Source organism: uncultured Flavobacterium sp. (assembly GCF_937967675.1).
Classification (GTDB): Bacteria; Bacteroidota; Bacteroidia; order Flavobacteriales; family Flavobacteriaceae; genus Flavobacterium.
This window is the reverse complement of the sequence record NZ_CALBSN010000189.1, coordinates 1-23,546: the sequence shown is the minus strand read 5'-3', so window position 1 is coordinate 23,546 and position 23,546 is coordinate 1. Positions and strand designations below refer to the sequence as shown.

General features: G+C 32.9%; 21 protein-coding genes and 2 tRNA genes. 7 read left to right on the top strand and 16 right to left on the bottom strand.

The genetic code is table 11. The features are described from left to right. Nucleotide 1 precedes the first annotated feature (1 nt). The 4 genes from Q0075_RS12415 to Q0075_RS12400 form a co-directional block, all read right to left on the bottom strand. Nucleotides 2-75, bottom strand: a tRNA-Asn gene (locus Q0075_RS12415). 35 nt (nucleotides 76-110) lie between these two features. Further along, nucleotides 111-184, bottom strand: a tRNA-Asn gene (locus tag Q0075_RS12410). 72 nt (nucleotides 185-256) lie between these two features. Further along, complete coding sequence (gene rseP, locus Q0075_RS12405; RefSeq protein ID WP_297869781.1) at nucleotides 257-1,582, bottom strand: RIP metalloprotease RseP; 1,326 nt, start codon at nucleotides 1,580-1,582, stop codon at nucleotides 257-259. A 70-nt stretch (nucleotides 1,583-1,652) separates the two neighbouring features. Next, entirely contained in the window at nucleotides 1,653-3,584 is a 1,932-nt protein-coding gene (locus Q0075_RS12400) for a M1 family aminopeptidase (RefSeq protein ID WP_297869780.1), read from the bottom strand. A 243-nt stretch (nucleotides 3,585-3,827) separates the two neighbouring features. On the opposite strand from Q0075_RS12400, the gene serS reads away from it, so the two are divergent. The 6 genes from serS to Q0075_RS12370 all read left to right on the top strand — a co-directional run bounded on the left by serS (nucleotide 3,828) and on the right by Q0075_RS12370 (nucleotide 11,146). Then, a complete protein-coding gene (gene serS / locus Q0075_RS12395) occupies nucleotides 3,828-5,099 on the top strand; it encodes a serine--tRNA ligase (protein WP_297869779.1) in 1,272 nt (423 codons plus the stop codon). A 74-nt stretch (nucleotides 5,100-5,173) separates the two neighbouring features. After that, nucleotides 5,174-6,955 (top strand): tetratricopeptide repeat protein, encoded by a 1,782-nt coding sequence (locus Q0075_RS12390; protein ID WP_297869778.1) that lies wholly within the window; start codon nucleotides 5,174-5,176, stop codon nucleotides 6,953-6,955. A gap of 54 nt (nucleotides 6,956-7,009) precedes the next feature. After that, complete coding sequence (locus tag Q0075_RS12385) at nucleotides 7,010-7,336, top strand: DUF4286 family protein (protein ID WP_291106334.1); 327 nt, start codon at nucleotides 7,010-7,012, stop codon at nucleotides 7,334-7,336. Nucleotide 7,337: 1 nt separating this feature from the next. Continuing rightward, nucleotides 7,338-8,117 carry a 16S rRNA (adenine(1518)-N(6)/adenine(1519)-N(6))-dimethyltransferase RsmA gene (gene rsmA, locus Q0075_RS12380; RefSeq protein WP_297869777.1) on the top strand — a complete coding sequence of 260 codons (780 nt, stop codon included), beginning with the start codon at nucleotides 7,338-7,340 and terminating at the stop codon, nucleotides 8,115-8,117. Continuing rightward, complete coding sequence (gene mgtE / locus Q0075_RS12375; protein ID WP_262317147.1) at nucleotides 8,107-9,459, top strand: magnesium transporter; 1,353 nt, start codon at nucleotides 8,107-8,109, stop codon at nucleotides 9,457-9,459. The genes rsmA and mgtE overlap by 11 nt, the downstream gene beginning before the upstream one ends. A 67-nt stretch (nucleotides 9,460-9,526) precedes the next feature. Continuing rightward, nucleotides 9,527-11,146 carry a DUF4139 domain-containing protein gene (locus tag Q0075_RS12370; RefSeq protein WP_297869776.1) on the top strand — a complete coding sequence of 540 codons (1,620 nt, stop codon included), beginning with the start codon at nucleotides 9,527-9,529 and terminating at the stop codon, nucleotides 11,144-11,146. 68 nt (nucleotides 11,147-11,214) lie between these two features. Here the strand turns inward: Q0075_RS12370 and Q0075_RS12365 are convergent, their stop codons facing one another. The 3 genes from Q0075_RS12365 to Q0075_RS12355 form a co-directional block, all read right to left on the bottom strand. Beyond that, nucleotides 11,215-12,255 carry an aldo/keto reductase gene (locus Q0075_RS12365; RefSeq protein ID WP_291106325.1) on the bottom strand — a complete coding sequence of 347 codons (1,041 nt, stop codon included), beginning with the start codon at nucleotides 12,253-12,255 and terminating at the stop codon, nucleotides 11,215-11,217. Between the two features lie 102 nt (nucleotides 12,256-12,357). Further along, entirely contained in the window at nucleotides 12,358-13,323 is a 966-nt protein-coding gene (locus tag Q0075_RS12360; protein ID WP_297869775.1) for an OmpA family protein, read from the bottom strand. A 27-nt stretch (nucleotides 13,324-13,350) separates the two neighbouring features. After that, nucleotides 13,351-14,112: an exodeoxyribonuclease III gene (locus tag Q0075_RS12355; RefSeq protein ID WP_291106321.1), complete on the bottom strand. Its 762-nt coding sequence runs from the start codon at nucleotides 14,110-14,112 to the stop codon at nucleotides 13,351-13,353. 195 nt (nucleotides 14,113-14,307) lie between these two features. Between Q0075_RS12355 and Q0075_RS12350 the strand changes: the two genes are divergently transcribed. After that, entirely contained in the window at nucleotides 14,308-16,098 is a 1,791-nt protein-coding gene (locus Q0075_RS12350) for a lysophospholipid acyltransferase family protein (RefSeq protein WP_297869774.1), read from the top strand. A 52-nt stretch (nucleotides 16,099-16,150) separates the two neighbouring features. On the opposite strand, the gene Q0075_RS12345 is transcribed toward Q0075_RS12350, so the two are convergent. From Q0075_RS12345 to Q0075_RS12305, 9 genes are all read right to left on the bottom strand, one after another. Further along, nucleotides 16,151-16,945 (bottom strand): M48 family metallopeptidase, encoded by a 795-nt coding sequence (locus tag Q0075_RS12345; protein WP_297869773.1) that lies wholly within the window; start codon nucleotides 16,943-16,945, stop codon nucleotides 16,151-16,153. Then, nucleotides 16,929-17,375, bottom strand: a complete 447-nt coding sequence (locus Q0075_RS12340) for a hypothetical protein (RefSeq protein WP_297869772.1) — start codon at nucleotides 17,373-17,375, stop codon at nucleotides 16,929-16,931. Before Q0075_RS12340 ends, Q0075_RS12345 begins: the two co-directional genes overlap by 17 nt. Next, nucleotides 17,372-17,785, bottom strand: a complete 414-nt coding sequence (locus Q0075_RS12335; RefSeq protein ID WP_297869771.1) for a DUF2752 domain-containing protein — start codon at nucleotides 17,783-17,785, stop codon at nucleotides 17,372-17,374. The genes Q0075_RS12340 and Q0075_RS12335 overlap by 4 nt, the downstream gene beginning before the upstream one ends. A 2-nt stretch (nucleotides 17,786-17,787) precedes the next feature. Continuing rightward, nucleotides 17,788-18,129: a TM2 domain-containing protein gene (locus Q0075_RS12330; RefSeq protein ID WP_297869770.1), complete on the bottom strand. Its 342-nt coding sequence runs from the start codon at nucleotides 18,127-18,129 to the stop codon at nucleotides 17,788-17,790. Between the two features lie 119 nt (nucleotides 18,130-18,248). Further along, nucleotides 18,249-19,196: a 2-hydroxyacid dehydrogenase gene (locus Q0075_RS12325; RefSeq protein WP_297869769.1), complete on the bottom strand. Its 948-nt coding sequence runs from the start codon at nucleotides 19,194-19,196 to the stop codon at nucleotides 18,249-18,251. Between the two features lie 72 nt (nucleotides 19,197-19,268). Then, entirely contained in the window at nucleotides 19,269-20,501 is a 1,233-nt protein-coding gene (locus Q0075_RS12320; RefSeq protein ID WP_297869768.1) for a peptidoglycan DD-metalloendopeptidase family protein, read from the bottom strand. 46 nt (nucleotides 20,502-20,547) lie between these two features. Beyond that, nucleotides 20,548-21,312 carry a DUF4292 domain-containing protein gene (locus Q0075_RS12315; protein WP_291106313.1) on the bottom strand — a complete coding sequence of 255 codons (765 nt, stop codon included), beginning with the start codon at nucleotides 21,310-21,312 and terminating at the stop codon, nucleotides 20,548-20,550. Next, entirely contained in the window at nucleotides 21,313-22,653 is a 1,341-nt protein-coding gene (locus Q0075_RS12310) for a tetratricopeptide repeat protein (protein ID WP_297869767.1), read from the bottom strand. Further along, the coding region (locus tag Q0075_RS12305) for a sugar phosphate nucleotidyltransferase (protein WP_297869766.1) at nucleotides 22,654-23,546 on the bottom strand (893 nt) is incomplete at its 5' end. It abuts the gene before it with no gap.

The window sequence follows — 23,546 nt, the reverse complement described above, 5'->3', positions numbered from 1 at the left end:
GCTCCCCCTCTTGGGCTCGAACCAAGGACCCTCTGATTAACAGTCAGATGCTCTAACCAACTGAGCTAAGGAGGAATCACCTCAAAGGTTTATGTTTTGCTAAAAAGTTGCTCCCCCTCTTGGGCTCGAACCAAGGACCCTCTGATTAACAGTCAGATGCTCTAACCAACTGAGCTAAGGAGGAAGGTGTTTATCTTTTTAGCGAGTGCAAATATAAACTGATTTTTTGTTATCGCAAATTATTTTATTGAAAAAATTATAAAAGTTTATCTACCACTAATTGGTATATATCTTTTCCAAAAGTTAAAGCCATTAGCGTCAACAAGATAATCATTCCAGCGGTTTGAACATAACCTGCTGCTTTGTCTGATAATTTTTTCCCCGTAATCATTTCAACTATTGTAAATAAAGCGTGTCCTCCATCTAATCCGGGTATTGGTAACAAGTTCATAAAGGCCAATCCGATTGAGAATAAAGCGGTAAAATTCCATATGAATTCCCAATCCCAGGTATCTGGTAAACGACGTGCAATTCCAATTGGACTTTGAACATGTTTGTAAGCTTCTGTTTTAGGACGCAAGATTAGTTTAAATTGTTTTACGTTGTAAACCAATAATGCCCAAGATTCTTTAACCGCCGCTGGGACTGCTTGCCCAAAAGACATTTTATTATTTACTTCGTAATCTGATTTATCTAGGGGTTTATTAAAGAACCCTAATTTCCCTTCTTTATCTACCTTGGCTTTTAAAGTTAATACTTCAGTGCCTCTTAAAATAGATAAGGAAATACTATCGTTTTTATGTTTAGAAATATTTTCTTTGTATTCATCATGATAATTGAAGAATGTTCCGTTTACTGCTTTTATTTTATCTCCTTTTTTTAATCCTGCGATTTCAGCTTGCGATTTTGAAACTACAGAATCTACTACTGATCCTAAAAAACGAGGACCAACAAACTCTTTTCCTTCTTTGCTAATGATTTCACCTTTCATCTCATCGGTTAAAATCACGTCTACTTTTTGACCATTACGTTCTACCTCAACTTTATCACCAAGTAAAACATCTAATGTCAATCGGTTAAAACTTGGTTGGTGTTTTCCATCTACTGAAAGAATTTTATCACCATTTCTAAATCCTGCTTTCTGACCTACTTCGCCAAATGCTAATCCGTTTTCTTGAATTTTTTCAGTAGCAATGAATTTCTGTCCAACAGTTGCATACATAATGGTAAAAATCAACCAAGCCAAGATTACATTCACGATAATTCCACCCAACATAATAATCAAACGTTGCCAAGCTGGCTTTGAACGGAATTCCCAAGGTTCTGCTGGAGCATTCATTTGCTCAGTATCCATACTTTCATCAATCATTCCTGAAAGTTTTACATAACCTCCTAATGGCAACCATCCGATTCCCCATTCTGTTTCACCTATTTTCTTTTTTACTAAAGAAAAACCAGCATCCATAAACAAGTAAAATTTCTCTACTCGTACTTTGAACATTTTAGCCGTTATGTAATGCCCAAATTCGTGGAGAATTACTAGAACTGATAATATGAATAATATTTGTGCTACTTGAATCATTTTTATGCATTTATTTATACGACAAAAGTAAGGTTTTCACCTTACTTTTCATCATTATTTTATTTTAGAACTATTTTTTTATAAAATTTTTATGAATTGCACCTTCTGAAGTGGTGATTTTCATCACGTGTATCCCCGAACTTAAATTGTCAATTCTGAAATCTGTTGTTTGATGTGTTGCCAATAATTGACCCAATGTATTATATATTTCTATTTTTTCTAATTGAGTAGTCGTAGGCATCATAATGTTTAATTCGTCATGTGCGGGATTTGGATAAACTGAAATAGTTTGGTCTAAATCAAAAGATTCGTTTGACAAAGTGGCAACATTATTTTTAGAAATAATATGCTTGTTTGGATCAAATGTTACTCCAGCCACAACAAACGGAACTGGCACTACAAATTCTTGATTATTAACTGTGTTGTTTACAACTACATCATGATTTGCACCTCCAGCACTTGTTAGTCTAATTTCTAAAGGCATTTCAAAAAAAGAAACTGACGCATGCGATTGTGTTTGACTTACTGTAATTTTTGCCTGACCAGCTCCCCAATTCTGAGCCGTAATGGTATATGTAGGATAGCCTTGCATGTAAATCCAATCGTTAAAAAACTCTGTCAAACTTGAACCATATACATTTTCTAAATGTGATTTTAAATCTCCAGTCAACGCATACCCATAAGCTAGTGAAGAATCTGCTAAATAATTTTTTAACGCTTGAAAAAATGCAGCATCACCTAATTTCCAACGCAACATATGAGTTACCATGGACCCTTTATCATATGTTAATCTAGACGAAAATATCCTATTTACATTAGTTAAATCAGAATCTTGAAGATATACATATCCAGCAGTTTGTGATGTAATAGAATTTATTTTATTAGTTTTCCAAGTCACAAATAAAGGCGCTCCGTCTAAATTTTCAACTACTAATCCAGACATATATTCTGTAAGACCTTCATTCAACCAAATGTCTTTCCAAGAACCGCATGTAATTTTATTACCAAACCATTGATGTGCCATTTCATGAGCTATTAAACTTCTTCCGAAACTACCCATAAAAGAAACCGTTGTATGCTCCATTCCGCCACCCCAACCAAATTGAGCATGTCCATATTTTTCATTTCTAAATGGATAAGGCTCCAATAAAGATTCATATAAATTTATAATTGTTGGAGTAGTTCCTAATTGAGTTGCAGAAGTTGCAGAAGCATAACTTTCAGGATATAAATAATTCACAATAGGAAAATAAGGACTTGCAACTGTTCCTAACCCTCCTTGCTGATTATAAATTTGATAGTTTGTTATGGCAATAGCAATTAAATAAGCTGGAATTGGATAATTATGATGAAAATGGGTCGTTTTATTTGCTCCAGATACGGTTTGAGAAACCTCTATCCCATTAGAAACACTAACATAAGCAGATGGAGCAGTAATATAAACATCTATTGTATTTACTTTATCATTCAAATCTTGTTTACAAGGCCACCAGTCTCTTGCTCCGTAAGGTTCAGAAAGTGTAAAAATCACTGGAGTGCCACTATGAGTTCCTCTAGTAAATGCTCCTTCTGCTTGAGGCGGAGAACCTGCATATGTAATTACAACTGTTGCAGAATTACCTGTAGCCAAAGTAGCAGGTAAATTAATATTTAACTCGTAATTGCTTTGACTAAAAGTAAGGTTAGAACTATTCATTGTTACTGAACTCACTACTAAAGCAGTTGCCATATCAAAAGTCACAACACTCATATCACTTAATGCAGTAAAAGTTGTAGTAACTACTCCACTAATATATGGGGTGGTATTGTTAGGATCTACGCTAAATCGCAACTCATGATAACTAATGTCATAATTTTGGGTATTGGGGTTGGCTCTAAAATTTATGGTTGCTGAAGCAGACTTCATCTCTGCTTCTACCATTCTATCAAATTCAGAATTATCCGTTTGGGCAAAACCGATAACTCCAAATAAGAGTAATAAATTTAAAGTAATTTTTTTCATTTTTGTAGGTTATAAATTTTTTGGGGTAACTTTTATGTAATTTTACTTTATTAAAAACCAACAGAATTAAGCTTAAAATTATCAATTTACATAAAAATCAAGCGAATATACAACAATATCTTTATTTTGGCACAGCTTTTTGTAAGAATTTCATCAATTCATAAAAACAGGTAAGTGAAATTGTTTTTTATGTATTATCTAAATCCAATTCCTTAAATTTGCATCTTTAAAATCCTATATATTATGTTACAGATAGCGTACATTAGAGAAAACAAAGACGAAGTAGTAAAACGATTAGCTAAGAAAAACTTAGATGCTAAAAATGCGATTGAAGAAGTTATCGCATTAGACGAAAAAAGAAGAGCAACTCAAGTGGAATTAGATACTATTAAATCCGAGTCGAATAAGCTATCCAAAGACATTGGAGATTTAATGAAAAGTGGCGAAAAAGCAAAAGCTGAAATCTTAAAAGAAAAATCGGTTCAACTTCGTGAAAAAGACAAAGAATTAACCGAAGTATTGAATACATATGCCACTAAATTACAAGAAGAATTATACAAATTGCCTAATTTACCAGCCGACATCGTTCCGGAAGGAAAAACACCTGAAGAAAACTTAAACGTGTATCAAGAAGGTGAAATTCCTAAATTACACGAAGGTGCTTTACCTCACTGGGAATTAGCAAAAAAATACGATTTAATTGATTTCGAATTAGGCGTAAAAATCACAGGTGCAGGTTTCCCAGTTTACAAAGGAAAATGTGCTAAATTACAACGTGCTTTAATCACTTATTTCCTTGATAAAAATACCGATGCTGGTTACTTAGAATACCAAGTTCCTCATATGGTTAACGAAGCTTCTGGTTTTGGAACTGGTCAATTACCAGATAAAGAAGGTCAAATGTACCATGTAGGTGTTGACGATTTGTATTTAATCCCAACAGCTGAAGTTCCAGTAACGAATATCTTTAGAGATGTATTGTTAAACGAAAATGATTTACCAGTTCTTTGCACAGGATACACGCCATGTTTCCGTCGCGAAGCAGGTTCGTATGGTGCTCACGTTCGTGGACTAAATCGTTTACACCAATTTGATAAAGTAGAAATCGTTCGCATTGAACACCCTGATAAATCGTATGAAGCATTAGATGGCATGGTAGAACATGTAAAAGGAATTTTACAAGAATTAAAATTACCATATAGAATTCTAAGATTATGTGGTGGTGATATGAGTTTTGCTTCTGCTTTAACGTATGATTTTGAAGTGTATTCAACAGCACAAGAGCGTTGGTTAGAAATTAGTTCGGTTTCTAATTTTGAAACTTTCCAAGCAAATCGTTTAAAATTACGTTTCAAAGACAAAGAAGGTAAAAACCAATTGGCACACACGTTAAACGGAAGTTCATTAGCCTTACCAAGAGTATTAGCTGGAATTTTAGAGAACTACCAAACACCAGAAGGCATCGTAGTTCCTGAAGTTTTAAGAAAATATACTGGATTTGATATCATTAACTAAACGTTAATCTTTATAAAATAATGTACTAATTTGACGCTAAAAAGTGTTACTTTAGTACATTATTTGTTTTAATTATGTTGCAAAAAATAGCTTTTTTTATCTTGTTTTTGTCCTCGTTTTGGGTTTCGGCACAGAATGAGCAGTTGGCTATGGACTATTTTGAAAAAGGCGAATTTCAGAAAGCACTCTCTTTATTTGAGGAAATTTCGACCAAACAACCTTCAAATTATTTCTTCTTCCAAAGAGTAATTGAATGTTACCAACAATTGCAACAATATGACAAAGCGGAAAACGCCATTACCAAAAGAAAAGACAAATACAACCAACCATTACTATTAGTTGAACTTGGTTACAATTACCAACTTCAAAAAAATACGGATAAAGCAGAAAAAAATTACGAATTAGCCATTCAAGAAATTGAAAAAGAGCCAAATTATGCCTACCAAATTGCTAATTCATTCGAGAAAAAAGTATTGTTAACTTGGGCATTAAAAGCGTATGAAACCGCGCAAAAGAAAAACCCAAATCTAAATTTTGATTACCAAACCGCCATGATTCAAGGGCAATTAGGCAATTTGGAAGTTATGCTGAACAAGCTATTAGATTATGGTTTCAACACTCCTGACGGAACTTCAATGGTTCAAAACCAACTGACCCGTTTTTTAATGGACGATTCTGATGGTTCTTTTGCGGCTACTATTCGAAAAAACTTATTACTTAAAACACAAAAATCGCAAGATGTATATTGGAACCAATTCTTGAGTTGGTTTTTTGTGCAACAAAAAGAATACGGAAAAGCCTTTATTCAAGAAAAAGCAGTTTATAAGAGAAATCCTGAAACCATTTATAATATAATAATTCTAGGAAAATTAGCTGTCGAAGAAAATCAGCACGAAGATGCTAAAATTATTTTTCAATTTATCATAGATAATTCAACAGATCCGCAACTTCATCTTGAAGCTTATGATTTTCTTTTATCATCTCGAATAGAAAATGCTCTTCCTAATGAATATCAAGATATATATAGTAGTTTGAATAACGTTTTAGGAAAGTATCATCAAAATCCTTATCTAACAAAAATTGTTTTACTAACTGCAAGATTTGAAGCATTTTATTTAAATAATTCGGAGGCTGCAAAAAAAAGGCTTAATGATTATTTAAACAATACTTTAAACATCAGAGAACAAGCAAAAGTAAAAATGGAATTGGCGGATATTATGGTGTATGATGAAAAATTCAATCAAGCCATCTTGTATTATGCACAAGTAGAAGATAATTTGAAAAACGATGTTTTAGCACATGAAGCCAGTCTGAAATTAGCAAAAGCCAACTTCTATAAAAAAGATTTCGATTGGACATTGCAACAAGTAAAAGTTTTAAAACAATCGCCGAGTTTGTTAATTGCAAATGATGCGATTGAAATGTTTTTGCTGATTCAAGATAATTCTGCCGAAGACAGTTTACGAGTTGCACTTCAAGCCTATTCAACAGCCAATTTAAAATTGTATCAGAATAAAAAAGAAGAAGCGCTTCAACTCTTTTTAGCCATTTTACAAAAACACAAAGGCGAAAGCATCGAAGAAGGAACCTTATTCAAGGTCGGTAAAATTTACGAAGAAAAAGGAGATTTCAATACAGCTTTGACATATTATCAGAACATATTGGACAATCACAAAGACGGAATTTATAAAGATGAAGCCTTATTCTTTTCGGCGGAGATTTATAGAAAACATCTTTTAGACAACGAAAAAGCAAAAGTATTATACGAAAAAGTAGTATTAGAACATCCAGATAGTTTGTATTATACTGAAAGTAGAAAACAATATAGAATGCTAAGAGGTGATTCGACGATTTAGAGAAAAGAAGAAAAAACAAGAGAAAAGAATTAGTTAAACGATTAAACGAGAATAATGATTATATACAACGTAACCATAAACGTAGACGAAAGCATTCATTCCGCTTGGTTAAAGTGGATGCAGAACAAACATATTAACGATGTTTTATCAACTGGTTTATTTACCAATGCTAAAATGGTTAAAGTTTTAGTGGAAGAAGAAATGGGTGGCGTAACCTATGCCGTTCAATATTTTACCGATTCTAGAGCCAAATTAGAAGATTATTATAAAAATCACGCACCAAGATTACGCCAAGAAGGCTTACAACTTTTTGCGGATAAAATGTTAGCTTTTAGAACGGAATTAGAGGTGATGGAAGAATTTTACGGAGAAACAAACTAAAATGGAAAAAGTAACCGCAAAAAAACACTTAGGACAACATTTCCTAAAAGACGAAAGCATCGCAAAGGATATTGCCGATACACTTTCGTTAGAAGGCTATTCTAAAATTTTGGAAATTGGTCCAGGAATGGGTGTTTTAACCAAATATTTATTGGACAAACCAACCGAAACCTTCGTAATTGAAATCGATAAAGAATCGGTAGAATATTTGGGCGTACATTATCCAAAATTGGAAAATCATATCATTTCGAAAGACTTTTTAAAATACAATTTAAACGAAGTTTTCAATGGAGAACCATTTGCTATTATTGGAAATTTTCCTTATAATATTTCAACACAAATTGTATTCAAAACCTTAGAAATGCGCGATCAAATTCCGGAATTTGCTGGGATGTTTCAAAAAGAAGTAGCCGAAAGAATTTGCGAGAAAAAAGGAAGTAAAACTTACGGAATCTTATCCGTTTTAGCACAAGCTTTTTATGAAGCAGAGTATTTATTTACTGTTCCGCCAAGTGTTTTTAATCCTCCACCAAAAGTTGATTCTGGTGTAATGCGATTAAGAAGAAAAGCGGATTATTCTTTGCCATGTGATGAAAAATTATTCTTCCGAGTAGTAAAAACTGCTTTTCAACAAAGAAGAAAAACATTGCGAAATAGCTTAAAAACATTCAATTTTTCTGATAATTTAAAAGAAGATAGTATCTTTGACCTGCGTCCGGAGCAACTTTCGGTAGAAGAATTTATAGATATTACCCAAAAAATAGCAGCCGATGGAGTTTAAAATCAGCAGAGAGTTTCTAACTGAAATAGAACAACTTATAAGTGAAAACAAGTCGCAAGAATTACTTTTGCTTCTTGAAGATATTCACTTTGCTGATATTGCCGAAATCATGGAAGAACTCGATGATTACGGCGCTTCTTATATTTTCAACACCTTAGATTCTGAAAAAACAGCTGAAATTCTTCTAGAATTAGATGAAGAAGTTCGTGAAAAAATCTTGCGCGGTTTATCTCCAAAAGAAATTGCTGAAGAGCTTGACGAATTAAGCACAGATGACGCAGCCGACATTATTGCCGAGTTACCGCAACATAAAAAAGAGCAAGTAATTTCGGAATTAGAAGACGTTGAACACGCCAAAGACATTGTAGATTTATTACGCTACGATGAAGACTCTGCCGGTGGTTTAATGGGAAAAGAGTTAGTGAAAGTCAACGAAAACTGGAATGTTTTAACTTGCGTAAAAGAAATGCGCGCACAAGCCGAAAACGTTTCAAGAGTGCATTCCATTTATGTGGTTGATGACGAAGAACGATTAAAAGGCCGTTTATCATTAAAAGATTTATTGACAACCTCAACAAAAACGCCTATTAGTGATGTTTACATCAAAAAAGTAGATTACGTAAAAGTAGACACAAAAGATGTTGAAGTTGCCCGAATTATGCAAAAATACGACTTGGAAGCCATTCCAGTTGTAGATGAATTAGGTCGTTTAGTTGGTCGCATTACCATTGACGATATTATCGATGTCATCAAAGAAGAAGCCGACAAAGATTACCAGTTAGCAGCGGGTATCTCGCAAGACGTTGAAGCCGACGATAGCGTTTTGGAACTTACAAAAGCGCGATTACCTTGGTTGGTTTTAGCTTTATTTGGTGGATTCATTTCAGTACATGTTTTAGGGATTTTCGAACCGGTAATGGACTTACATCGCGAATTATTTTTCTTTACGCCACTAATTGCCGCAATGGCAGGAAATGTGGGCGTTCAATCTTCTGCGATTATTGTACAAGGTTTGGCTAACAATACTATTATTGGTCCGATTGTGGAACGATTATTAAAAGAACTTTCTTTGAGTTTATTAAACGGAATTATCCTTTCTGTAATTTTATTAGTAGGTAGCTATTTCTTATTGGGCTACGAAATTCATGTGGGTTATACCGTTTCAATTGCTTTACTTTCGGTAATTATTATGGCGTCTTTAATTGGGACTTTTATCCCAATTATCTTAAACAAATATGGAGTTGACCCCGCGTTAGCAACAGGTCCATTCATCACTACAAGTAACGATATCTTAGGAATTTTAACCTATTTTACGATTGCTAAAATTATTTTAGGAATTTAATTTCACTCACTTTCCAACCTTTTTACTTTTATTTCACTCTATACTAGAAACACTAAAGTTTATAGAGATGAAAAAAATACTTCTGATTACATTATTATGTTTTTCGACAATCACATTTGCTCAAAAACCAATTTTTACAACCGCTAAAATTAAAAGCGCAACTGTTTATAGCAATTCGGCTGAATTATTACAATCGGCTGCTGTTACACTCCCTTTAGGAACCAGCGAAATTGTGATAAAAAACGTAGCGGATTATGTAAATGAAAACACCATTCAAATTGGTGCTCCAGCTAATGTTACGGTTCTATCAGTTCAGCTTGTTAGGGATTATAAAGAAACATCTAATTCAAATGATGTTATTAAACTTTCGCTTTTAGAACAAAAATTTCAAGACAGTATTCGATTCATTGAAAACGAAATTAGTAAAATAAACATAGAAAAAAATGCTCTTACAAAAACCATAGAGTTATTGGATAAAAAAGAACTAGCTGGAACAACAAAACCCGAAATTACTATCTCAGAATTCACAAAACTAGTAGATTATTATAGAATAAAACGAAATGAAATTGGTCAATCAATTCACGTATTAAATGTTAAAGAAGAAAAATTTCAAGAAAAAATAGAAATACTTCGAGAAAAAATAGCATCAAAAAAAACAATTCAAAACACAAAACCGGTTTATAGCCTTGTGCTTCAAGTAATGAGTTCACAAGCTTCAAGCATTAATTTCGATATAAACTACATTACCAATGGAGCAAATTGGATTCCGTTTTATGATATGAGAGCCGACAACATCAACTCGCCAATCAATTTAATGTATAAAGCAAAAGTAAGCCAAAACACTGGCATTGATTGGAAAAATGTAAAACTAACCTTGTCTAGTGGTAATCCAAATCAAAATAACACAGCTCCTATTTTACAAGCTTGGTTTTTACGTTTTGGATATCCAAGAGTTTACAATAATAGTAATGTCATTTATAATTCACTTCAAGGTCAAGTTTCAGGCGTAGCTTATGACAAAAAAAAGGAAATGGATGACGAATCTTCAATCTCCAACTACACTACAATAAACGAGAACCAATTAAATGTTTCTTTTGATATTGATATTCCATATGACATTTTATCGAATGGAAAAGCGCATAGTGTAGCCTTAAAAGATTTAAAATTACCAGCAACTTACAAATATTACGCTGTTCCAAAAGTAGAAAAAGAAGCTTTCTTGTTAGCTGAAATTAGCGAGTATTCTAAATTTAATTTATTACCTGGTGAAGCAAATATAATCTTCGAAGGAATGTATGTAGGCAAAACAATGATTAACCCAAATCAAACTTCAGACACGTTGAATTTGAGTATGGGAAGAGACAAGAAAATTGCCATTAAACGTGAAAAAATCGCAGATAAATCGGGAACTAAATTCTTGTCTGGTTACAAAGAACAAACGTTTACGTATGATATCACCGTAAAAAACAATAAAAAAGAAGCGATTGAAATGTTGTTAAAAGATCAATATCCAATTAGCACTGATAAAGAAATTACCATCGAATTATTAGACAACGGAAAAGCCAAAGTAAACGCAGAAACCGGAATTTTAACTTGGGATGTAAAACTTGGAGCTGGAGAAACCAAAAAATTCAGAATTAGCTATAAAATCAAATATCCGAAGGATAAGTTTATAGATAACTTGTAAAATAGTCTCAGTTGACAGTCTCAGTTTTCAGTAATATGCTGCTAACTGAGACTGAAAACTGTACACTATTAAGGCGCTGGATTCGGAATTAATTCCTGAATTTTCTCGATTTCAGCTACAATTTCATCAGATAAAATGGTATCGAAAGCAGCAATATTTTCTTGTAATTGCTTCATAGTTGTAGCACCAATTATCGTTGAAGTCACAAACTTTTGACGATGTACAAATGCAATCGCCATCTGCGTTAACGTTAATCCGTTGGCTTCTGCTAGTTCTTTGTATAATTTGGTTGCTTTAAAACAATTTTCATTGGTATAACGAACGAAATTTCTAAACAAATCCAATCTCGAATTTTTTTGAATTCCATTCAAATGCTTGCCTGTCAAAAATCCAAAACCTAAAGGTGAATACGCTAATAACCCCACATTTTCACGCATTCCAATTTCTGACAAACCTACTTCGTACAAGCGATTTAATAAAGAAAATGGATTTTGTATCGTGGCAATTCTTGGCAAACCGTGTTTTTCGCTTTCCATTAAAAAACGCATTACACCCCACGGATTTTCATTTGAAAGTCCAATATGTTTGATTTTTCCTTCTTTAATTAATCCTTCATATACTGTTAGCACATCAAAAATATTGTCTTGCCATTTGGTATCCAATTCTTGAACGCCACGTTTCTGAAACATATTCATAACACGTTCAGGCCAATGCATTTGATATAAATCAATATAATCGGTTTGAAGATTTTTTAGACTCAATTCTACCGCTTCGTGAATGCTTTTCTTCGAAAAATCTAATGGCTGACGAATGTATTCCATCCCGCGATTTGGTCCAGCAATTTTGGTAGCTAAAACCAATTTCTCACGCTCCGAAGCTCCAATTTTCTTAATCCAAGTTCCGATGTAACGCTCGGTGCTTCCAAAGATTTGAGCGTTGCCACCAATTGGATACATTTCAGCCGTATCGATAAAATTAATTCCTTTTTCAATCGCATAATCCAATTGAGAATGCGCTTCAATTTCAGTATTTTGATTTCCAAAAGTCATCGTCCCTAGACAAATTTTGCTGACTTTTAGTTCGGTATTAGGTAGTGTTGTATAGTTCATTTCAGAATTTGAAAATTTAAAGTTCAAAGTTACAAAGTTTACACCAAAGAAAAAGGCTTGAATTTAGAACTCAAGCCTTTTTTATCAATCTTTTATGAAATGTTACAGTTCATTCAACATTTTAGAAATCTCATCTAACTTTGGAGTTAAGATGATTTCAATTCTTCTGTTTTTTGCTTTTCCTTCTGCCGTTTCATTACTCATTAAAGGCGCATATTCACCACGACCCGCTGCTGTTAAGTTTTCTTTTTTCACTTTTGCATTAGCCGATAAAATATTTACGATAGCAGTTGCACGCTTTGTAGATAAATCCCAGTTGTTTTCAACTCCACCACCTATTGAACCAGTGATTTTATCATTATCAGTATGACCTTCGATTAACACCGAAATATCTGGATTATCTCCTAAAACTTTACCAACTAAATCCACCGCTTTTTTACCTTCAGCACCTACTGTCCAACTTCCTGATTCGAAAAGTAATTTATTTTCCATAGAAACGTATACTTTTCCATCTCTTTCTGTAACTGTTAAGCCTTTACCTTCAAATGCTTTTAAAGATTTAGATAACGTTTCTTTTAGCTTTTTCATAGCCGCATCTTTATCTGCCATCATTTTTTCTAATTCGGCTAAACGTGTTGAAGAAGCTTCTAAATCTTTTTTCAATTTGTTTAAACGATCTTGTTCGGCAACTAAAGCTTTTTGTTTCGCTTCTAACTCCGCTAACAATTGTCTGTTTTTATTAATGTTAGCCTCTAAAGCATCATTGCTGTCTTTTTCTAGTGCAGCGTATGAAGCTTTTAGATTGTCTAAACTCTTTTTGGTTGCTGCATAATCTGCTGCTAATTTATCGCGCTCTGCCTTAGTCTTATCAAATTCAGTTTGCAGTTTATTTTTATCCGCTTCTAACTGATTTTTATCGGTTTTTAAAGTGGTATTTTCATCCGATAAAGCGTTGTGTTCTTTCTTTAAATCGGCATATTTGTTTTCTAAATCTTGGTAGATTTTTTTAGAAACGCATGAAGTAGTTAAACTTAAAACTACACAAGCAAGGGCAATTTTTCTAATCATTATTTTCTATTTTTGATTAATTGATTCTTATTTAATTTCTACTAAAACTGGGCAGTGGTCGGAATGTTTGGCTTCTGGCAAAATTAAGGCTCTTTGAATTTTATCTTTCAAAGGTTCGGCTGCCAAACAATAATCGATTCTCCAACCTTTATTATTATTACGAGCATTGGCTCTGTAACTCCACCAACTGTAATTGTGTGGTTCTTTATTTAAATGGCGAAAAGTATCGATAAAACCACTTTTCATGAAACCATCAAGCCAAGCACGTTCTTCTGGTAAAAAACCTGAAATTTTTGCATTTCTAATTGGGTCATGAATATCTATAGCTTCATGACAAATATTATAATCACCACAAATAACTAAGTTTGGCACTTCTTTTTTCAACTCATTTATATAGTTTTGAAAGTCGTCCATGTACATAAATTTATGTTCTAATCTATCAATATTTGTGCCAGATGGAAGGTACAAACTCATTACTGATAAACCATCAAAATCTACCCGTAAATTTCGCCCTTCAAAATCCATGTGTTGAATTCCTGTTCCGAAAACCACATTTTTGGGTTCAATTTTAGACAAAACTGCTACACCACTATATCCTTTTTTTTCAGCTGGAAAATAATATTGGTACGGATATCCCGCTGCTTCAATTTCAATTTTTGGGATTTGGTCTTCAGTTGCTTTAATTTCTTGAAGACAAATAACATCAGGATTCGCTTGTTGCAACCATTCTAAGAATCCTTTGGTAATGGCTGCACGAATACCGTTTACATTGTAAGATATAATTTTCATTTACTTTAATAGCTTTTACCAAATGTACTAAAAAGGTTTGTAAAAATAAAAGTTTGATTTTATTGATTTTATAATTCACTAACTATCAGCTTGCTAAAAAAATATAACGAAATAGGTTTTTTTATTAGCCAATGAAAAGTGCTCAAAATTCCTCAAAATTCTTATCTTTGTTTCTTGCTCAAAAAACAATACTGAATGGGTTTAGTTACTGCTAAAGAAGTTGCAAAAGCAATAAATGCTGATAAATATGGGGTTTTCGGGACTTTCACGGGCTGGTTGCTCATGAAAGTGCTCAAGATTTCTACCTTGAACAAAATTTATGATAGAAACAAACATTTGAGCGAATTGGAATTCTTAAATGCTATTTTAGATGAATTTCAAATCAAGTTTGAAATCCCAGAAGAAGATTTAAAACGTTTACCAAAAGATGGTGCTTATATTACCATTTCCAATCATCCTCTTGGTGGAATTGATGGTATTTTACTATTGAAATTAATGCTTGAAAGAGAACCTAATTTCAAAATTATCGCTAACTTTTTACTGCACCGAATCGAACCGATGAAGCCGTATATTATGCCGGTAAATCCGTTTGAAAATCATAAAGATGCTAAATCTAGTGTAGTTGGAATTAAAGAAACATTACGTCATTTAAGCGATGGTAAACCATTAGGGATGTTTCCTGCGGGAGAAGTTTCTACTTATAAAGATGGAAAGTTAGTTGTTGACAAACCATGGGAAGAAGGAGCAATCAAAGTAATTCGAAAAGCCCAAGTTCCAGTGGTTCCGATTTATTTTCATGCTAAAAATAGTAAGTTATTTTACTTCCTATCTAAGATTGATGATACGCTTAGAACTGCAAAATTACCAAGCGAATTATTAACTCAAAAAGATAGGGTAATTAAAGTTCGTATTGGGAAACCTATTTCGGTTACTGAACAAAACGAATATCAAGATATTGAAGCGTATGGTGATTTCTTACGCAAGAAAACTTATATGCTTTCGAATGCGTTTGAAGATGAAAGTAAAATTAATTTACCTAAATTAACAATTCCAAAACCGCCTAAACAAATTGCCAAACCAGCCAATCAAGACCAGATTTTAGAAGAAATGACTTGTTTGAAAAAGGGTGATTATCGTTTGTTGCAAAGTAAAAATTATGAAGTTTACTTCGTAACGGCTGATAAAATTCCGAATATCTTGCATGAAATTGGTCGTTTGCGTGAAATTACCTTTAGAGAAGTTGGTGAAGGAACAAACGAATCATTAGACCTTGACGATTACGATAAATATTACCACCACATGTTTTTATGGGATGATGAGGCACAATGCATTGCTGGAGCTTATCGTATGGGATTGGGTGCACATATATATTCACAACACGGGATTGATGGTTTCTATTTACATGAATTGTTCCGTTTTGAACCGGAATTGTATGATATGATGAGTAAATCTATCGAAATGGGTAGAGCGTTTATTATTAAAGAATACCAACAAAAACCAATGCCGTTGTTCTTGTTATGGAAAGGAATTGTCCATACGACTTTACATTATCCTGAACATAAATATTTGATTGGTGGTGTAAGTATTAGCAATCAATTTTCTGATTTTTCAAAATCGTTAATGATTGAATTTATGAAATCGCATTATTACGATCCGTATATTGCGCAATACGTTCATCCAAAGAAAGAATACAAAGTAAAACTGAAAGACGCCGACAAAGATTTCGTATTCAACGAAACAGAAGCCGATTTGAATAAGTTTGATAAAATAATTGATGAAGTAGAACCTGGAAATTTACGTTTACCAGTTTTAATTAAAAAATACATCAAACAAAACGCAAGAGTGGTAGCTTTTAATGTGGATCCATTGTTTAACAACTCGGTTGACGGCTTAATGTACATTAAAATTGCCGATTTACCCGAAAGCACCGTGAAACCCGTTATGGAAGAATTTCAAGCGGAATTGGAAAGAAAAGAAAAAGGCTAATCGAATTGATTAGCCTTTTTCTATTTTATAATTTGAATTTTCGAATTAAAACTTATTCAATATCCTCAACCTTTTCTTTAAACTCGTCCCAAGCTTCTTTAGTTAAAATAGGTTTTGATTCTATCTTCTTCCCTTTTAAATAATTCAAAATGGTTTTAGCTCTCGCTTCTGATTCAGGATGTGTGGAAACCCAATACGTGTATTTGTGCAACTCATTTTCTAAAGATAATTCATAAAGAAAATCAGCAAATGGTCTTGGGTCGATATTCGCGTTTAGCAAATATTTTACACTTTGCATGTCGGCTTCGGTTTCTAAACTTCTATCGTAAGCTGATGAGGAAAGTGTTTTTAGAATTTCACTTAAAACCGCACCATTTGAACCCGTTGTAATCGATAATAAAACCGATAGACCAATTTCTTTCGACAACTTTTTCATTACGTGATTGCCTTCAATGTGTGCAATTTCGTGACCTAAAACTCCTAATAAAGCTTGCTCGTTTTTACATTCTTTGATTAATCCTGTATACACAACCAAATGATTATCGGGCATTGCAAAAGCGTTTACTTCGTCTTTGTCAATAATGTGTACTTTTAAACTATCTCTTTCAATACCGTTTTCTTTGCAAATTGGTAATAACAAAGAATCTAAAGTTGTTACAATCGAATCATCAAGAATGATGGCTTCGGTATTTTCAATTTCGTTCCAAATAACATCTCCAAGACTTTTTTCAGTTCCTGTTTTGGCTTCTTTTACTTTAAAATGTTTCACAAAATCTATTTGCGATAACAACATCCAAACACCAAAAAATAGTGCTACTACAATTAATCCTTTACTTAATACTTTCATTTGTTCTGCAAATTAAATTTGTAACATCTCCAAAAAAGAAAAATTCGGTGTGTTGCCCTTTTCTTACTTTTGTTGCAATAATTAACGTAGAGAAAAACTCAATTAAGTTAAAAACCACAAGGGTAATGATGTAGGCAAAGTAATAATTCGTTGCCGTTTCATCATAAAACAAAATAGAAACCGTCCACCAAAAACCGGCGCTGTTAAAGAAAAACAATCCCAATTGAGAAACCAAAGCTTGTGTACAATGCCATTTTACAAATGCTGTACTTTTTCGATTCCCTAAATAAAAAAACACACTTGCCATTAGGTTTAAAATAGGCAATGGCAAACCTCCAATTACCGCTACTAATGACATCAAATAACTATTCGATGCACGTTCTAGTTCTGAATCGTGAGGTTGATAATTAAATTTTGCTGTTGTAATCATAGATTTTTTTTAATGTTCCAAATCCAATTAGCAATTACCAGAACGAAAAATACTATAGCGACTTTTCGTTTCCTGAGAATCGTTTCAATTTTTGAATAAGCGGTGTAAAATGTTTCCTTTTTCTGAATAAAGTCATAGCTAATCCAAACGGGAGCTATAATCATAATTAGTCCAACAATTATACCAAAAGGATTAATGAAAATTGCGGAAAGAAAATTTCCATGCGAAAGTTGCATTACAGAACGCGTTGTTCCACAAGATGGACAAGGAACGGTGGTTACTTTTTTAAACAAACAAACAGTAAATTCTTGACTTTGAATTTCGTGTTCGTGTTGTAACGAAAAAAGCAACCAACCATACCCTATAAAACAAGCAAATAAAATAAAAAGGTATAGCTTGTTTTTATACATTATTAGAACATAAAAGTTCTGTTGAATAATTCCATGTTTTTCTCTTTGGTAGCACCTTGGATTAAGAACCAATCTACGATAGCCCAAACTCCTAAACCACCACAAGTAAGAAGTTTACCAACTCCCATTCCTGTATCTCCGATGTAGAAACGGTCAATTCCGTAAGCCCCAGCAAAAATTGAAATTAATAAAGAAGTTGTTGGGTCTTTAAATTGAAGAGTTTGTACCATAGGCCATTTATCATCGTCCATGTGTAATAAACGTTCTCTGATTGCATTTAATTGATGACCTTCAAAAAATTTCGCGTTTGTCATCATGAACATGTCTACTTTTTGTGCTTCCATTGTAAAATTGTTTGTTTTAGTTGTCTCCTACTCATAAGGCTTTTCGGATGCGCCGTAAAATGCTAATATAAAAATATTTTCTTTATTAGTCGAACACTTGTTAAAAAGTTACAATCATATTAAAACAACATTTTTATCTTATTCACAATAGTCTGAGCTAACTTTTGATGACTTTCAAAGGTCCATCCTGCAATATGAGGTGTTAGCAAGACATTTTCTGCATGCAATAAATATTCAAAAGCGGCTGGTTTTTCACCTTCAAATAAGGTTTCGAAAGATAGTTTTTCATATTCCAAAACATCTAAACCAGCACCTAAAATTTTTCCTGATTTCAACCCTTCAACCAAATCAGCCGTTACAACCGAATTCCCTCTTGCTGTATTAATGAACCAAAAAGGTTTTTTAAATTGATTAATAAAATCAGCATTTATCATTTTATCGGTTTCGGGTGTCCAAGGTGTGTGCAAACTTAAAACATCGGCTCTTTCTTGAAGTTCTTCTAGTGAAACTTGAGTGGCATTGGCATCTCCTTTATTGGGTAAAATATCATAACACAAAACGGTGACATCAAATCCTCGGAGTTTCTTGGCGAATGATTTTCCCATGTTGCCATATCCAATGATTCCGACCGTTTTGCCTTCTAATTCATGTCCACGATTGGCTTCTCGTTTCCACTGACCTGATTTTACTTCGTTATTGGCTTTGTTCAAGTTGTTAAAAAGCGACAATATCATTCCGATAGCGTGTTCGCCAACGGCATTGGCATTTCCTTCTGGAGCAGCAATTAAATGTATTCCTTTCGCAATAGCGTAATCACAATTGATACTTTCTAAACCAGCTCCAACTCGGGCAATGAATTGTAAATTTGTAGCTTTATCTAAAAAGGTCTTGTCAATTTTAAAACGACTTCTAATGACAATTCCGTGGTAGTTTTCAATTTTAGCTTCTATTTCTTGTTTGGAAGACGTAAAATCAGCTTCGTTTTGAAAACCAGCCTGTTCTAATTGTTCCCAAAGTAATGGATGATTGCTATCGATATGAAGAATTTTTATGTTGGCTAAATTCATTTGTTCGTATTATAATGTAAAAGTACAAAATTTGGATTCAAAAAAAATGAGGTCTAAATGACCTCATTTTTTTTAATTTAACCAAGCTTCAGGATTTAATGTGGTGGTATTTTGTAACACCAAGAATTTAATTACTGCCTTTCCTGAAGAATCAGTATGAATTTTTCCTATATTTTGTTTAATATTTACTTTTTGTCCTTTTGAAACACTTACTGAAGATAAATTTAAATAAACGGTAATAAAATCTCCGTGTTTTATATAAACCGCTTTGTTATTAGCTGAAATAACTTGTACTTGTAGAACTTCGCCAGCAAAAACAGCTCTTGCAGAAGATCCAGGTTCTGTTGAAATTTCAACACCACTATTGTGAATCGTTAAATTTTTATGCACTGGGTGAGGTTGATCGCCGTGGGGTAGTGAAATAAATCCTTTTTCAACTGGCCACGGAAGTTTGCCTTTATTTGCTTTAAAATTATTAGACTCTATTTTTCCTTCCGCAGTTAAAACAAATTTAGATGCTGCAGTCGTTCCTGTTTTAGGAGCAGTCGTTCCTGATTTTTCAGCATTTCTTTTATTAGCAGCAGCGATTTCTGCAGCAATAATTTGCTTTATTTTTCTATCAATATCTTTTGCTTCTTTTTGTTTTTTATCAATTTCAGCAGCTAATTTTTTCTTATCTTTTTGAATTAGTTTTACTAACCGTTCTTGTTCTTGTTTTTCTTTCTCTAATTCTTGTTTTTCTTTTTCGGTTTGTACTAAAACCACTTCTTTTTCCTTTTTACTTTCAGACAAACGCTTTTCTGCTTGTGTTAATTTGCTTTGTTTTTCTTTAATTTCTTCCCCTTGCATTTTTCTAAATCCTGCATATTGTTTCATGTACTGAATACGTTTGTATGCTTGAAGAAAATTTTCAGCGGAAAGGATAAACATAATTCTACTTTGCTCATTTCTACTCTTATATGATTTTACAATCATTTTTTCGTAGTCTTCTTTTAAGACTTTCAATTCTCTATTTAACTTATTCATTTCTAACTGAATTAAATAGATTTCATCACTTAAAATACGAGTTTGTTTTGCAGTTGTATTTAAAAGTTTTTGTCTTAGTTGAATTAACTGCTTTTGCTGATTAATTTGTGTTAAAACCGATTTTTCTTTCTTTTTTTCAGCTTCTAAGCGTGATTTATTTTCTGAAATTTCTTTCAAAATTTGTGCTTTACGCTCTTCTAATTTCTGCTGTTCTGAAGGTTGAGCAAAACATAGGCTAGTAATGAAAAAGAAAAATACGATTTTAAGAAATTGATTCATGCAAGATAGATTTTTACAAAGGTAGTTTTTTTACGTGAATAAAAAATTAATTGATTTCAATTGCGGTATAACCCCTTGGAATTGAATATGGATAACTCAAATTTTCATTAAATGTTGTGTTCTTAAATTCAATATCAATAGTTATTTTATCTTTTTGTTCTGCTTTTATTTTAATTTCATTTGGTAAAAACATTCCTTGCTCTTCTTTATAAGATGGATAACGAATTTCTAGATTTCGGTTTTTACTCGCTTGAGTGATTATTTCTTTTTTTATTAGATAATTTGCTCCTTCAAAATAAAATTCTTTAGAAATATCATCTTTTGTAGGCAACGACAATTTGAACATTTTTTCCACCACTTCAGAAATCCATCTATCTTTTGTTAAATCGTCTATTGCTTTTCCAAGAAATAAATTCTGAACTTTATTAAAGTTTAAATCGGTTCCTAACCAATTGCTTAACATACTGAAATCGCCTTCAAAATAGGTGTTATTTATTTTTTCATAATAGCTCACTTTAGAAGGAGTAATCAAGGCCTTAGCCATAGGAATTCCTAAGAACTTTATATTAATCCAAATGATTTCGTCTTTTTTAATGCGAATATCTGCATTCATAGAATGTGACTGCTTTTCATCCTCATATTTAGCGTTGGTTCTTATATTCAAAGTTTTAAAATCATGCGTATTTTGATAATGACCATTGATAACTTTAGTTACCTCTGTATTATCGTTTGCAGCTGCTGTAGCAACCGCTTGCTTTGATTTACATCCGATTAAAAAAACGATCAAAAAGGCTGATAGTATTGATTTCATTTACTTTTGTAATTGCTTTAATTTGTTGGTATACACTTCTTTTTTAACCTTGTCATTCAAATTTTCGCAACTGATGATTAACTGTTTATAAAAATTTAGCTCTAATGGTTGGTTCTCTAACACAAAATCCAAGCCACTTTCTAAAATGGTTTTTGCTTTCTTATATTCTTTGAGTTGATTGTATGCTAAACCTGCATAAAAATAAAAATCAGATTGTGTGGGAAAAGATTCTAAATACTCTTCAGCTTTCTTAGTTACCAACTGAAAATCTTGCTTCTGAATTACTACTTCTAAATAAAATCCCATCGCCTCAACATCATCCGAATTCTTTTTGATTCCTTTCTCAAAATATTTCGTCGCATTTTCTAAATCATTCTTTTTCCAGAAAAATTTTGCTACTTCTTTGGCTACATTGATTTCTTTATCATCGTTAAAATACGGAATCGCCTTATCGATATCTTTTAAATAAGTAGGATTTTTAACGGCAAAAATTAAAAACTCATTAAAAACACGATGTTTGATTTTTAAATCCATTCGATTATTATCCAAAACTTTGAACATGGATTTTGAAGCGTTTTCTCCATCGTTATTATTCAAATGAAACTTCACCAAACTCACGTGAGCCCAATCGGAATTTGGGATTTCTTTTTCCAATTGTTTTGCGACTTCAAAGGCTTTGTCTTCTTGATTGAAACTTGAATACAAAACAATCAAATCGATATAATTTTGTTCTACTTTTGGATTCTTTTTAATCGCTTCTTCTAACTGTTCTTTTTGTGGTTTTGAATAAGCGTTTGATTCTTGAATCTTCAATTTATAGAATTCCATGGTGCTGGTCAACTTGGATTTTGATTCCATGTCTTTCAACAATTCCAAGGCTTTCGCGTGTTGATTTGTATTCATGTAAAGCGAAACCAAATCTTCTCTCATATTACCATCAAACTCAATTAATTTCTCAACAATCGGAATTGATTTTTGATAATCTTTCGTTTGATAATACACGTCGTATAATCCGTTCCAATACCAACGTTGTTTATTGTCTAACTCCACTGCTTTTTTGAAAGCTTTTTCCGCATCGACATAATTTTTCAGGCTCAAATAATTTTTACCCAATTCATATTGAAAAGCCGCATTTGCAGGTTCTTTTTCGATACATTTTTGAATCGCCACAATCGCTTTATCGTAATTTTCGATGCCGCGTTGTTTCATGGCTTCGTAAAAATTATTTTCCAATTGGTCATCCACCAATGCAATCGCATCGGGATTTTCTTGTGCGAACAAGTGATTTCCAAAACTGAAAAGCAGGAATGTAAATAAAGCTATGTGTTTTTTCTTTATCATCTATTCTAAAACCGAATAATCTCCGATACTAATACTTGTAAAATTGCCATCAAAATTCACATGGTTTCCTATCATAGCGTTATCTAAATTCGCATTTTTGATATGAGCGTGTGTTTGAATCAAACTATTTTTTATTGTTGAATCAACTACGTGACATCCTTTTCCTAATGAAACATTTGGTCCAACCGTAGCATTAATTAAAATTACATCTTCCGCAATAGAACAAGGAGGAATAATCGTTGCATTTTCTAATTTCACATCAGCCGAAACTAAATTTTCCCTATCGTTATGTAAAAAGCCCAACATTCTTGTGTTCGTTTCTACGGTTACATTTTTATTTCCGCAATCCATCCACTCGTCTACTTGACCTGGTACAAATTTCATGCCTTTTGCCATCATTTGCTTAATACCATCGTTAATTTGGTATTCGCCACCATGGATAATATTGTTATCTAAAACCGATTGTAATTCGTTTTTCAACACGGCAATATCTTTGAAATAGTAAATTCCGATAACCGCTAAATCCGAAACGAATTCTTTTGGTTTTTCTACCAATTCGATAATTTCGCCATTCTCATTTAAGTTTACTACACCAAAAGCTTCTGGTTGGTCGACTTGTTTTACCCAAATTACGCTATCGGCAGTTGTGTCTAAATCAAAATCGGCACGAATTAACGTATCAGCATAAGCAATAACTGCTGGACCAGATAAAGAATCTTTAGCACACATAATCGCGTGACCCGTTCCTAATGCTTCATTTTGGTAATAAATGGTTCCTCTTGCACCTAATTTTTGAGCAATCGCAATTAAATCTTCTTCTACTTGTTTACCAAAACTCTCATGAATAATAAACGCTACTTCGTCTATTTTCTGATTTAAAACACCAGCAATAT